This window comes from Pseudomonas anguilliseptica (assembly GCF_021375795.1).
Classification (GTDB): Bacteria; Pseudomonadota; Gammaproteobacteria; order Pseudomonadales; family Pseudomonadaceae; genus Aquipseudomonas; species Aquipseudomonas anguilliseptica_A.
Genome location: NZ_JAEIOI010000010.1, coordinates 15404 through 28040 on the forward strand (window position 1 = coordinate 15404; position 12637 = coordinate 28040).

Sequence of the window (12637 nt, forward strand, 5' to 3'; positions counted from 1 at the left end):
TCTTAACCGCAGCACCCTGGAGGTGAAACAATTGAAGAAGAATGTTCTGATCATTGGTGCAGGAGGTGTCGCCAAGGTGGTGGCCCACAAGTGCGCGCAGCACAACGACGAACTCGGTCGGATTGCTATCGCGTCGCGCAACATCTCCAAATGCCAGGCCATCATCGACAGCGTTAACGCCAAGGGCAGTTTGAAACAGCCGGCCGAGATCAAGGCCTTTGCCCTCAATGCGCTGGATATTGAAGCAACCAAAGCACTGATCCGCGAAACCGAATCGCAGATCGTCATCAACGTGGGTTCGGCCTTCCTCAACATGTCGGTGCTACGCGCCTGCATCGAGACCGGCGCCGCCTACCTTGACACCGCCATCCACGAAGAGCCGGGCAAGATTTGCGAAACGCCGCCCTGGTACGGTAACTACGAGTGGAAGCACCTGGCCGAATGCCAGGACAAGGGCGTGACTGCCATCCTCGGCGTCGGTTTCGACCCAGGTGTGGTCAATGCATACGCTGCATTGGCACAACAGCAGTACTTCGACAGCATCGAGTCGATCGACATCCTCGACGTCAACGCCGGTTCCCACGGCAAGTACTTCGCCACCAATTTCGATCCGGAAATCAACTTCCGCGAATTCACCGGCCAAGTCTGGAGCTGGCAGAACAGCCAGTGGACCAGCAACAGCATGTTTGAAGTCAAACGCACCGACGACCTGCCGGTAGTCGGCGAACAGAATTTGTACCTGACCGGGCATGACGAAGTGCATTCCCTGTCCAAACACCTGAACGTACCCAACGTGCGTTTCTGGATGAGCTTCGGCGAGCACTACATCAATGTGTTTACCGTGCTGAAAAACCTCGGCCTGCTCTCCGAACAGCCGGTCAAAACTGCCGAAGGCCTCGAAGTTGTGCCGCTGAAAGTGGTCAAGGCCGTACTGCCGGATCCCGCCTCGCTGGCGCCGGGCTACAGCGGCAAGACCTGCATTGGTGATCTGGTTAAAGGCACCAAAGACGGCAAGCCGGCTGAGCTGTTTATCTACAACGTCGCCGACCACAAAGATGCCTATGTTGAGACCGACAGTCAGGGCATTTCCTACACCGCAGGCGTACCGCCGGTTGCAGCTGCTCTGCTGGTGGCCCGTGGCGATTGGGATGTGGCGCGCATGGCCAACGTTGAAGAGCTGCCGGCTGAGCCGTTCCTCAAACTGCTGGATGTCATGGGTCTACCGACGCGGATCAAAGATCAGCACGGTGATCGTCCCTGGGATCAGGCCCTCTGATTGGCTGCGCCTGGCTCGTTCAATCAGACCGTAGGATGGGTTGAGCAAAGCGATACCCATCAGCGGTAAAGGCGCTGTTCCAACAAAACGCCCGCCATTTTGGTGGGCGTTTTGCTTTCTACCGCTTTAGCCGCGACGTAGCATCCATGTGAGCCGCGCTTCCCGCCCGTGGCATTTCACGCGACAATCAAGGCTTATCGACACGCGCCCCACGTCGGGGGCGTGCTCCGGCGACCCCGTGAGGACACCAGCATGAGCAGCAACGACCGCGTCATTATTTTCGATACCACCCTGCGTGACGGCGAGCAGAGCCCCGGCGCGTCGATGACCGGTGAGGAAAAGCTGCGCATTGCCAAGGCCCTGGAGCGTCTGCGCGTTGATGTGATCGAGGCCGGTTTCGCCATCGCCAGCCCGGGTGACTTTGCCGCGGTGAAGGCGATTGCCGACAACATCAAGGACAGCACTGTGTGCAGCCTGTCGCGTGCCCTGGATGCGGACATCGACCGTGCTGCTGAAGCGCTCAAGGGCGCCAACAGCGGGCGTATCCACACCTTTATTGCCACCAGCCCGATTCATATGCAGTACAAGCTGCGCATGCAGCCGGATCAGGTGGTTGAGCAGGCCGTACATGCGATCAAGCGCGCGCGCAATCTGTGCAGCGATGTCGAGTTCTCCTGTGAAGATGCCGGTCGTTCCGAGATCGATTTCCTCTGCCGCATCATCGAAGCAGCTATCGATGCCGGCGCACGCACCATCAATATTCCCGACACGGTTGGCTACGCCATTCCGCATCAGTACGCCGAGACCATCCGCCAGTTGCTCAACCGCGTGCCTAACGCCGACAAGGCAGTGTTCTCGGTGCATTGCCACAACGACCTGGGCTTGGCCGTGGCCAACTCCCTGGCGGCTGTGGTGGCCGGCGCCCGTCAGGTCGAGTGCACCATCAACGGTCTGGGTGAGCGCGCGGGTAACGCGGCGCTGGAAGAGATCGTCATGGCGATCAAGACCCGCGAAGATCTGCTCGGCGTGCACACCCGTATCGACACCCCGCACATCCTCAGCACCTCGCGCATGGTCTCGGGCATTACCGGTTTTCCGGTGCAACCGAACAAGGCCATCGTCGGTGCCAACGCCTTTGCCCACGAGTCAGGTATTCACCAGGACGGCGTGCTCAAGCACCGCGAGACCTACGAGATCATGTCCGCGCAGTCGGTGGGCTGGAACACCAACAAGATGGTCATGGGCAAGCACTCCGGTCGCGCCGCGTTCCGCTCGCGGCTGGATGAACTGGGCATTGTCCTGGCCGGTGAGGCTGAGCTGAATGCGGCCTTTGCCCGTTTCAAAGCGCTGGCTGATAAGAAACACGAAATTTTCGACGAAGATCTGCAGGCCCTGGTGTCCGACACCCTGACCGAGGAAGCGCCCGAACACTTCAAACTCATCACCCTGGATGTGGCGAGCAAGACCGGTGAAGTGCCGCAAGCCCAGGTGGTGGTCAGCGTGGCGGGAGCCGAGCGCAGTGGCAATGCCCAGGGTTCCGGGCCGGTGGATGCCACCTTCAAGGCCATCGAGTCGATTGCCAGCTCCGAGGCCAATTTACAGTTGTATTCGGTCAATGCCATTACCCAGGGCACCGACTCGCAGGGTGAAGTGACCGTGCGACTGGAGAAGGGCGGGCGCATCGTTAACGGCAACGGCGCGGACACCGATATTCTGGTGGCCTCGGCCAAGGCCTATATCAATGCGCTGAACCTCATGCAGGCCGGCCTCAAAGCTCACCCACAGGCGGCTGACGTTTGATCGCAGAACTGCGCCGCCGTGCCTACCTGAGCGCCATGCAGGTGGCCAGCTGGCTGCCGCGTGTGGAGTTGCCGTTTGCCGCGCCCTCGCGCCCGGAGTTGCTGCAGCCGCTGGTTGAGGCCGAGCCTGAGGTCGTTGCTGTCGTGCCACAGGCGGTGGCTGAAGCGGCGCCGGCCTATGAGCCACCGCATGCTGAAACACTCATTGCCGCTCCTGTCTCTCGGCCCAAGATCGAAGTGCCGCGGCCAGCGCCTCAGGGACGCATGGCCAAGGTTGAAACCGTTGCAGCTGACGCCGAAGAGCCGGTGAATCCCCAGCCAGCGTCCGTCGCACCACCGCGCTTTGCCCTGCAATTGCTGCGTGCTGGCGCCTGTGCGGTGCTGGTCGAGCTGCCTACCGGTGACGCGCTGCAAGGGCGTGACCCCGCCTATCTGCTGCTCAAGGACTTGCTACGCGCCGCCGGCCTGCCAGACAGCCCACAACTGATTGGCGAGCCGGTGCGCTGGCCGCTGCTGGTGCGCGGGCAGATCGACCAGGGCCCGCAAGCGGCGCTGGAATATGTGCAGAGCTTTGTTGGCGCACGCTTGGAAGAGCAGGAACCCTGCAGTTGCCTGTGGCTGGTGGGGCTGCCGGCGATTCGCTTTGCTGGTGAAGCGGATGCCGAATCCTATAACCGCGAGCTGCAGGTCGAGAGTCTGGGCGCCGCCTGGGCGCTGCCGGGCCTGGAGCTACTAATGGATGAGCCCGAGCGCAAACGTGAGCTGTGGCAAGCCATGCGCCGCGTGCGTCAGCGCTGGCTGGCTACCAATTGAAGACCGCTTGCCCGGCCGCTTGCTGGGTTTCTACCGTTTGCCGAGTCAACCTGAATGAGTGATGCAATCAGCTTTCGCCAGATGACGGCGGCGGATATCGATGCGGTGTTGAAAATCGAATACGCCGCCTTTAGCCACCCTTGGACGCGCGGCATCTTTACCGACAGCCTGACCTCCTACAGCTGCTGGGTGATGTTTGAAGGTCAGCAGCAGGTCGGTCATGGCGTGATCCAGGTGATCATGGACGAGGCGCACCTGCTCAATATCACCGTCAAGGCGGAAAGCCAGGGCCGTGGTCTGGGCCTAAAACTGCTCGAACACCTGATGCACGAGGCGCAAGCCCAGGGAGCCAAGGACTGCTTTCTGGAAGTGCGTGCGAGCAATCAGGTGGCCTACCGCCTGTACGAGCGCTACGGCTTCAACGAAGTCGGCCGGCGTCGCGATTACTACCCTGCTGTGGGTGGCCGTGAAGATGCGCTGGTGATGGTTTGCCCCCTGTTTGACTGACGCTGCGCCTGGGGTGACCGCTTTGTCGGTGATTCTGGCGCGTTCGGCTTTGGGGCTCGCTGCTGTGATCACGTACCCTCTGCGGCATAACAAGCAGAAGGGCGACACATGCACGATGTGATCGTAGTGGGGGCGGGGATTTCCGGATTGACGGCGGCCTGGCGGCTGGCGCAGGCCGGCAAGCGGGTCAAGGTGCTGGAGGCCAATCCACGGGTGGGCGGCCGCACGCTCAATCACCGGTTTGCCTCAGGTGACGTGGTCGAGGTCGGCGGGCAATGGGTCGGGCCGACCCAGGAGCGCATCCTGGCGCTGCTCGCCGAGTTGAACCTGCACACTTTCCCGCTGTGGAACCAGGGTGACAATCTGACCCTGTTCGGTGGCGTGCTGAAACCTTATCGCGGCACCATCCCGCGTTTTGCCCCGCATGTGCTGTTGGATGTCGCCCTGGCGCAATGGCGTCTGGATCGCCTGGCCCGACAGATTCTCCTCGACGACCCCGCTCGCCATCCCCGGGCTGTGCAGTGGGACAGCCTGAGCTTTGCCCAGTGGATTGCCCGTAACCTGCGTACTACCCATGGCCGTAAGGTTTTCGAGCTGCTCAGTGGCGCGGTGTTTGCCGCCAACGCCCGCGAACTGTCGTTTCTGCATGTGCTGTTCTACATCAACAGCGGCACCAATCTGGACACCTTGCTCGGCGTCGATAAAGGCGCGCAGCAGGACCGTATCGTCGGCGGCAGCCAGCGCATCTGTGAGGAGCTGGCTGCGCGTCTGGGCGATGCCGTGCAGCTGGAGCAGCCGGTGCGCGCCCTGCGTCAGCAGGCCGAGAAGGTTGAACTGATCACCGACAGCGGCAGCCACCCGGCACGCCGGGTGATCTTCGCCGTGCCGCCAACCATGTTGCTGCGCATCACCCAGGAGCCGTTGCTGCCCGGCTGGCGTGACCAGTTGCTGCAACGCCAGCCACAGGGTGCGGTGGTCAAATGCATGGCCCACTACGCCACGCCGTTCTGGCGTGAGCGCGGTTTGTCCGGTCAGGCCACCAGCGAAAGCGGGCCGGTGCGCCTGACCTTCGATAACAGCCTGCCAGGTTCGCCGCGCGGTGTGCTGATGGGCTTTATCGAAGGCGATGAGGCGCGTCACTGGAGTGATCAGCCGGCCGATCAACGCCAGGCAGTGGTGCTGGAATGCTTTGCCCGTTACTTCGGTGCGCAGGCGTTGCAGCCGCTCGAGTACGTCGACAAGAGCTGGATGGATGAACCCTTTGCCCGTGGTTGTTACGCTGCGTTGTTTCCACCAGGGTTGTGGAGCAATGGTGCGGCGCGTTTGCGCGAGCCGCTGGGCCGTGTGCACTTTGCCGGGACGGAAACCGCCACCCGCTGGATGGGTTACTTCGACGGGGCGGTACAGGCAGGCGAGCGCGCTGCCGCTGAAGTGCTGAACAGTTGACCCGATTGGCGAGTGCCTGCGGCCTTATCGGTCGCTGCACTGCCTGATCTACGCGGCCATACTGCCGCATCGTTTGCTCAAGGATGTCGCCATGCGTTTGCTTTGTAGTCTGTTTGCCCTCTGCCTGTGCAGCTCCAGCCTGACGCTGGCCGCCGAGCGCAGCTTTACCATTCTGCACACCAACGACTGGCAGTCGCGGCTGCTCGGCTTTGGCCCGAATAACGAATACACCCCGGCCAGTGTGGGTGATGATGATACCGTCGGCGGGGTGGCACGACTGGCCTCCCTGCTTGAACAGCGTCGCGCTGCTGCCGGCGAGCAGCCGGTGCTGCTGCTCGATGGCGGCGACTTCAGCATGGGCACGCTGTTTCATACCGTGACCCGGGAAACCGGAGGCGAGCTGCGCCTGATGACCGAGCTGGGCTACGACGCCGCGACTCTGGGTAACCACGAATTCGATTTTCGTCCGGCCGGGCTGGCCGCGATGATCAGCGCGGCGCACAAGGCCAAGGGTGAGGCCCTGATGCCGCTGCTCTCGAGTAACCTCGGCTTCGACCCTGAGCGTCCCGAAGACGACAGCCTGCAGGCGCACTACGACGCCGGGCGCATCGCGCCCTACAAGCTGATCGACAAAGGCGGCATTCGTTTTGGCCTGTTCGGCCTGCTCGGCAACAACGCGGTGGCGGTCAGCCCGATGATCAAGCCGGCGCGTTTTGCTGACCCTCTGGCGACCGCCAAAGCCACGGTCGGCAAATTGCGCGAGGAGGGTGCCGAGGTGGTGATCCTGCTTTCGCACATGGGCGTGGTGCAGCAGGCCGATGGCAGCTGGCGCGGTGAAGAGGTCGAGTTGGTCGAGCAGGTGCCGGGCATCGACATCGTCGTCGGTGGCCATTCACACACTGCGCTGGCGCAGCCCGTGCTGGTCAACGGACGCACACCGGTGATGCAGGCCGGTTCCGAGATCCAGCACCTGGGCGAGTTGCATATGCGCCTGGACGCCGACGGCAAGCCGCAGGTGCTCGGATATCAGCTGCACCCGATCAATGACCAGATTGCTGGCGATGCAGCCGTGACCGCTCAGGTCGAGGACTTCAAGCAGGTGGTCAGCGCGCAGATGCTGGCACCCAAAGGCTATGCCTTCGATCAGCCGCTGGCCAAGGTCGACAAGACCCTCACGCGGGCCTATGACGATCCGATTCTCGGCAACCTGGTTACCGATGCGTTACGCCAGGCGACTGGCAGCGATGTGTCGTTCACCGGCAATGGCACCATCCGCGACAACCTGATCAAGGGCCGGCAGGGCGTGCAGGCGGTGTCTGATCTGTTCCGTATCGCGCCACTGGGCATTGGCGAGCTGGACGATGCGCCGGGCTACCCGCTGATCAAGGTGTATGTCACCGGCCAGGAGCTGAAGAACCTGCTGGAAGTGCTGTTGCTGGCCTATCAGCTGCGCGAGAGCAAGAGCTACTACCCGCGCGTGTCGGGCCTACGCTTTGCCTATAACCCCTGGCGTGTGCCGTTTGACCGGGTCAGCCAGATTGAACTGGGTGACCCGCTCAACGGCTACACGCCACTGGATCTGGCTGATACGCGGCTCTATAGCATCGGTGCGACCAGCTATGTCGGCAGCTTCACTTGGCTGGTCAGCGACTTGACCAAAGGCCTGCTCAGCGTGCAGCCCAAGGATGCTCAGGGCCAGCCGCTGACCCAGCTCAAGGCGGCGATCATCGATGCCGATCCGCAGCAGCCCGGTGTACAGGAATACAAGGAATGGCAGGGCCTGCTCGACCATATCCGCAGCCTGCCCGATCAAGATGGTGATGGCCTGGCCGATATTCCCACTCAGGGCGCGGCGGCCGAGCAGCGCATGCGCCGTGAGGCAAGCCTGCACCCCGCCGAATTGTATCGCTATGCCGGGCCATTGCAGTGGGGCGTGAGCCTGGTGCTGCTGGCTGGCGTGCTGCTGATCGTATGGTTGCTGCGTCGTCGGCATCTACGCCGGAGTTGATAATAAGAAGAGGTGAGCATGTGCGACACCCTGGTGCTGCGCAGTCATGGACAGACCTGGTTTGCCAAGAACAGTGATCGCGAAGCGGCCGAGCCACAGCGGCTGATCCGCTTGCCGGCGGTGCGTGGGGATCGCAGCCCGCGGGTGCTCACCAGCTATATCGAGGTGCCGCAGACGGCGGATCGGCATGGTCTGGTGCTCAGTCAGCCCAGCTGGTTGTGGGGCGGTGAGATGGGGGTGAATGACTGCGGGGTGGCGATTGGCAACGAAGCGGTATTCACCCGCCTGACGCTGCGCCAGGGTGATGCGCTGCTGGGCATGGACCTGCTGCGTCTGGGCCTGGAACGGGGCGGCAGTGCCCGTGAGGCCCTGGCGGTGATTACCGAACACCTGCAGGCGTTTGGCCAGGGTGGGGCGGCAGGTTATCGCGACAAGAGCTTTCGTTACGACAACAGCTTTCTTCTGGCCGACGCTGACGAAGCCTGGGTGCTGGAAACGGCCGGGCATTTGTGGGCAGCCAAGCGCGTCGACAGCTGGGCGATTTCCAACGCGTTGACCCTGGGGCATGAGTTCGACCTGCACAGTCCTGGGCTGCATGACCAGGCTCGGCGCTTGCAGTGCTGGGATGGCAAGGGCGATCTGCACTTTGCCCAGGCCTTTGATACCCGGCTGTTGCCCTGGATTGGTGGCGCGCACCAGCGACGTGCGCAGAACCAGCAATGGCTGACGCCGTGCAGTGGGGCGCCTGGTTTTGCCAATCTATTCAGCGCACTGCGCAGCCATGGTCAGGCCGGTGATGACTTTCAGCGGCATAACAACCGCCAGGTCTGCCTGCACGCTGGCAGCTTCTGGCGGCCGTCGCAAACCACCGCCAGCCTGGTGGCCCGGTTACAGGGGCCGGCTAGTTTGCTGGCGGCAACCGGTACCTCCGCGCCCTGCATGAGCCTGTTCCAGCCGTTGAGCCTGTCTGCCGAATCGGGTACGGCGGTGCTCGGGGATCCACTGACCGCGATTGAGCAGAGCCTGTGGTGGCGTTTCGAACCGGTACATCGGCGTGCGCTGGTTGACCGTGCGTTTCGCCAGAGCCTGCGTAACAGCCGTAACGCGCTGGAGACGCAGCTGTGGTTGGCATTGCAGCAACCACAAGTGCCTTGGGCGCAGCTGGCGGCCCAGGCCCGTAACTGGCATCGCGACTGGCACAGTCAGGCCCTGCAGGACAGCGTGCCGCTCAATCGCTGGTGGCGGCGTCAGGCGCAGCTGTAACGCATGCTTGTCAAAAGCCGGTTGCGCTCCTATGGTGCGCATCGACGAATACGGAGTGACCATGAGCGATCTACAGCACCTCTTCGACAACAACGCGCGTTGGGCCGAAGCGATCAAGGAAGAAGATCCCGAGTTTTTCGCCAAACTGGCGCAGCAGCAAGTGCCCGAATACCTGTGGATCGGCTGCTCTGATGCGCGTGTGCCGGCTAACGAGATTGTCGGCCTATTGCCGGGCGATCTATTCGTCCACCGCAATGTCGCCAACGTGGTGCTGCACACCGATCTCAACTGCCTGTCGGTAATCCAGTACGCGGTCGACGTGCTCAAGGTCAAACATATCCTGGTCACCGGGCACTACGGTTGCGGCGGGGTGCGGGCGTCCATGCAGGACACTCAGTTCGGCCTGATCGACGGCTGGCTGCGTAGCATTCGTGACCTCTACTACGAGCACCGCGAACATCTAGCACAGTTGCCCTCTGAGGAAGAGCAGGTCGACCGCCTGTGCGAGCTCAATGTGATCCAGCAGGTGGCCAACGTCAGCCACACCACCATCGTGCAGAACGCCTGGCACCGTGGGCAGCCGCTGGCGGTGCATGGTTGCATCTATGGCATCAAGGACGGCCGCTGGAAGAACCTCAACGCCACTGTCAGCGGCATGGAACAGCTGCCGCCGCAATACCGCCTGCGCCCGCTCGGCCAGAATTGAGGCATGCAATCTTCCATCCGTGTCGCGCTGGCCGGTCTGCTGCTGGCAACCCTTTGCTGGTCCGGTAATGCCCTGGTGGCGAGGGCGTTTGCGGGCGAAATCCCGCCATTCGCCCTGTCATTCTGGCGCTGGAGCCTGGCCCTGGTGCTGTTGCTGCCCTTTGTGGCCAAGCCGCTGTGGCAGCATCGCACAGCACTGCGCGCTGCCGGTTGGCGTTTACTGGTGCTCGCCGGCCTCGGTATTGCTGGTTACAACAGCCTGCTCTACGCCGCCGCGCAAACCACGGCGGCGATCAACATCACCCTGGTCAACACTTGCTTGCCGCTGATGACTTTTATCGGCGCGGGCCTGCTGCTCGGCGAGTGGCCGCAACGTCGCGCCTGGTGGGGTATGGCGGTGGCCGTTGTTGGATTGCTGGTGCTGATCAGCAAAGGCAGCCGGGCCAGTCTCGCCGGCCTGGCATTCAACAAGGGTGATCTGATCATGTTGCTGGCAGTGGCGGACTGGGCGCTCTACTCATTGCTGCTGCGGCGTTGGGCCCACTACCTGCTGCCAATCCCACCACTGGCATTGTTGGGCATGCTGATGTTGCTGGGCGTGCCGCTGATTCTGCCGTTCTACCTTTACGAACTGACTCAGGGCGCACACTTCAGCGTGACGCCGCACAACTTGGCCGCCATCGGCTATACCGCCATCTTTGCTTCACTGCTCGCCTACCTCGCCTGGAACCACGCCATCCGCGTAATAGGCGCCGCCAAGGCCGCGCTCTCCAACTACCTGATGCCAGTTTTCACCGCCGTACTGGGCTGGCTATTGCTGGGGGAGGGCTTGCAGCCCTATCACTGGCTTGGCGCAACGCTGATCTTTACTGGGCTGCTGCTCGGTACGCAGAGGACGGTTAAGGGGCGTTAGAGGGAAGGCGGTTTGTGTGTAGGCCTGCCCAGAAAACAAAAAAGGGCTTAGCTTTCGCTAAACCCTTGTTTTGTTTGGTGGTACGCAGTCATTTGAACTGGTTTGCTAAAGCACTGGTTTATATTGATTTTATCTTTAGTGATTTTGTTTGGCATACAGCCTGGCATACATGGCGCCTGTCGCTGGGTTTCTAGAAGCGCTTTTTGGTAGCCAGTATGTGGGCCTGTGTAGCTGACTTTTTGCGGCGTAAAAAACCGACGGACGGGCGTGGTTTTCGCTTCGCTGCAGGCCCTCGACTCGTGAGGGTCAATCCATCCTCGCGTAGAACTCACCACATATTTGGCCACCACGAAGCAGGGCGTAGCCTTCAACGATTCCGTAGCGTTTGTCGTAGTCGAGCCCTGTGTCTTGGCCAGCATCAATGCGGAATGACCACAGCTGGTCGGTTTCCTGCAGTTGCTGGCAGAAACGTTGCCAGGCGTCGTTTAGATGGCCGAAAGGCAAGGCAGGCACTGCATTGAGTGGGTCGCTGTAAATCTCCAGTTGCTCGATGCGTTCCCGTGATAACGGCTCGGTCAGGCTGGCCGGCGTTGCGATCCATTCACGGTATACCGGGGCAGGTGGGCGGCGGTTGAATAGCCCTTCGTAAGCCAGCATGGCGATCACCAGCGGCCATAGAATCAATACCGCCAGAAAGCACGCGGTACTTTCCTTCCAGGTCATCGTGTCTTCGGTGGGTACTGAGCGCTTGATCAGCCTCGCATAGCCGTATGCGCCACCTATCGGCAAAATTCCGACAAGCAGATAACCTCCTAGCCAATACCAGAATGCGCTCATGTGTTGGCACCTTGGATGCGGTTATCGATGCAGTGCTGGCCTTTCACCACGCCACGCTCAACGGTAAACACCAGCGTTTCGGCATAGCGGCTGGCGAAGCCGGCATGTACATATTCCAAAAGCTCACCTCTGGGGCAGCGCAGTTCACCACTGAACCAGTGCGCGAACACCTGCTCCGGGTAGCCGGGGAAGAAATCTTCCAGCTCCGCCTGTGTGCCGTCCTCGTAAGTGGCATTGATTGCCACGAGGTACAGGTGCTCCTGCTCAATGCGCCATTGCGCGGTGTAGCGCCGCCAACAAAAGGTGCCCATATCGGCAAAGTGGCGAGCATTAGTGACGGTGCCAGGTTGCCTTGAGCCATTCATGGTCCAGTAGCTGCTCAGGGGCAGGCTGGTCATCCCAGTCTTGTTCCCTGCATATTCCAGGGTATCTCTCAGTTGTGCGGTCACGGAGTCCTCCTGCTGCTGGTATCAATCGTGACTCGCCTCACCACTCTTTTACTCGCAAGCCTTCCATGCATTCCTTCACGTCATCATCGATGACATTTCCAGGCTTTATGCATTCCTTCATTGTGCGTCTAACCCCGCGATTAGTTTCGCGTTCTTTCTTGTCCTGGGCTTTCAGGTTGGAACGTGCTGCCTGGCCCAGCACGCCATCAGACCCTGCAAAAAATTCATGAATCAGTCGCTGCATGCCGTTGCTATAGGCTTCTGCAGCAGGCCGCATAGCGTCACCCGCTTGAGTGGCCAAGGGTTTTGATTCTTCTGCGACAGCAGGGCTTGTGGCCATGGCCAGTGCAAGGAATATCTGTTTCATCTGCCTTTAATCACTCCATTGAGACGGTGGCCGCTTATTTTATAAGGCCTACCAGGGCATGTTCAGCTTGAGGCTGCCAGTGATTATCTTCGCAGCGATAATCCAGCCTATGGTTGTGAGGAGGGTGAATAGGCCCCGCTTCCCTAGAGACCTCCGAGCCTCATAATTGAGGCCCATTAGGAGGTGCCATGAGCAACCAGCGTTACCCCGAAGAATTCAAGATCGAAGCGGTCAAGCAAGTGACCGAGCGCGAC

The 12637-nt window shown here is 61.2% G+C and carries 12 protein-coding genes; 9 read left to right on the forward strand and 3 right to left on the reverse strand.

The annotated features are described in order from the left end of the window. The first annotated feature begins 31 nt into the window (after positions 1-31). The 9 genes from IOD17_RS18985 to IOD17_RS19025 all read left to right on the forward strand — a co-directional run bounded on the left by IOD17_RS18985 (position 32) and on the right by IOD17_RS19025 (position 10730). A complete protein-coding gene (locus IOD17_RS18985) occupies positions 32-1276 on the forward strand; it encodes a saccharopine dehydrogenase family protein (protein ID WP_233686584.1) in 1245 nt (414 codons plus the stop codon). Between the two features lie 252 nt (positions 1277-1528). Continuing rightward, positions 1529-3076: a 2-isopropylmalate synthase gene (locus IOD17_RS18990; RefSeq protein ID WP_233686585.1), complete on the forward strand. Its 1548-nt coding sequence runs from the start codon at positions 1529-1531 to the stop codon at positions 3074-3076. After that, positions 3073-3888, forward strand: coding sequence for an energy transducer TonB (locus IOD17_RS18995; RefSeq protein ID WP_233686586.1), 816 nt, complete (start codon positions 3073-3075; stop codon positions 3886-3888). The genes IOD17_RS18990 and IOD17_RS18995 overlap by 4 nt, the downstream gene beginning before the upstream one ends. A gap of 54 nt (positions 3889-3942) precedes the next feature. Then, complete coding sequence (gene rimI / locus IOD17_RS19000; protein WP_233686587.1) at positions 3943-4395, forward strand: ribosomal protein S18-alanine N-acetyltransferase; 453 nt, start codon at positions 3943-3945, stop codon at positions 4393-4395. Positions 4396-4503: 108 nt separating this feature from the next. Then, on the forward strand, positions 4504-5841 hold the full coding sequence (locus IOD17_RS19005) for a flavin monoamine oxidase family protein (protein WP_233686588.1): 1338 nt from the start codon (positions 4504-4506) through the stop codon (positions 5839-5841). Positions 5842-5932: 91 nt separating this feature from the next. Beyond that, positions 5933-7849 (forward strand): bifunctional metallophosphatase/5'-nucleotidase, encoded by a 1917-nt coding sequence (locus IOD17_RS19010; protein ID WP_233686589.1) that lies wholly within the window; start codon positions 5933-5935, stop codon positions 7847-7849. An 18-nt stretch (positions 7850-7867) separates the two neighbouring features. Then, positions 7868-9112 carry a C69 family dipeptidase gene (locus IOD17_RS19015; protein ID WP_233686590.1) on the forward strand — a complete coding sequence of 415 codons (1245 nt, stop codon included), beginning with the start codon at positions 7868-7870 and terminating at the stop codon, positions 9110-9112. Between the two features lie 61 nt (positions 9113-9173). Then, a complete protein-coding gene (gene can, locus IOD17_RS19020) occupies positions 9174-9818 on the forward strand; it encodes a carbonate dehydratase (protein ID WP_233686591.1) in 645 nt (214 codons plus the stop codon). 3 nt (positions 9819-9821) lie between these two features. Continuing rightward, positions 9822-10730 carry a DMT family transporter gene (locus IOD17_RS19025; protein ID WP_233686592.1) on the forward strand — a complete coding sequence of 303 codons (909 nt, stop codon included), beginning with the start codon at positions 9822-9824 and terminating at the stop codon, positions 10728-10730. Positions 10731-11036: 306 nt separating this feature from the next. Here the strand turns inward: IOD17_RS19025 and IOD17_RS19030 are convergent, their stop codons facing one another. Genes IOD17_RS19030 through IOD17_RS19040 form a run of 3 tightly spaced genes read right to left on the reverse strand, consistent with a single transcriptional unit; the run spans position 11037 to position 12383 of the window. Beyond that, on the reverse strand, positions 11037-11567 hold the full coding sequence (locus IOD17_RS19030) for a hypothetical protein (RefSeq protein WP_233686593.1): 531 nt from the start codon (positions 11565-11567) through the stop codon (positions 11037-11039). Then, positions 11564-12016 (reverse strand): hypothetical protein, encoded by a 453-nt coding sequence (locus IOD17_RS19035; protein WP_233686594.1) that lies wholly within the window; start codon positions 12014-12016, stop codon positions 11564-11566. The genes IOD17_RS19030 and IOD17_RS19035 overlap by 4 nt, the downstream gene beginning before the upstream one ends. Positions 12017-12053: 37 nt before the next feature. After that, entirely contained in the window at positions 12054-12383 is a 330-nt protein-coding gene (locus tag IOD17_RS19040; protein WP_233686595.1) for a hypothetical protein, read from the reverse strand. Between the last annotated feature and the right edge of the window lie 254 nt (positions 12384-12637).

Excerpts from the sequence above, each read along its gene's own strand:
- IOD17_RS18990 (WP_233686585.1), top strand. The coding sequence starts at position 1,529 with ATGAGCAGCAACGACCGCGTCATTATTTTCGATACCACCCTGCGTGAC.
- rimI (WP_233686587.1), top strand. The coding sequence starts at position 3,943 with ATGAGTGATGCAATCAGCTTTCGCCAGATGACGGCGGCGGATATCGAT.
- IOD17_RS19005 (WP_233686588.1), top strand. The coding sequence starts at position 4,504 with ATGCACGATGTGATCGTAGTGGGGGCGGGGATTTCCGGATTGACGGCG.
- IOD17_RS19010 (WP_233686589.1), top strand. The coding sequence starts at position 5,933 with ATGCGTTTGCTTTGTAGTCTGTTTGCCCTCTGCCTGTGCAGCTCCAGC.
- IOD17_RS19015 (WP_233686590.1), top strand. The coding sequence starts at position 7,868 with ATGTGCGACACCCTGGTGCTGCGCAGTCATGGACAGACCTGGTTTGCC.
- can (WP_233686591.1), top strand. The coding sequence starts at position 9,174 with ATGAGCGATCTACAGCACCTCTTCGACAACAACGCGCGTTGGGCCGAA.
- IOD17_RS19025 (WP_233686592.1), top strand. The coding sequence starts at position 9,822 with ATGCAATCTTCCATCCGTGTCGCGCTGGCCGGTCTGCTGCTGGCAACC.
- IOD17_RS19030 (WP_233686593.1), bottom strand. The coding sequence starts at position 11,567 with ATGAGCGCATTCTGGTATTGGCTAGGAGGTTATCTGCTTGTCGGAATT.
- IOD17_RS19040 (WP_233686595.1), bottom strand. The coding sequence starts at position 12,383 with ATGAAACAGATATTCCTTGCACTGGCCATGGCCACAAGCCCTGCTGTC.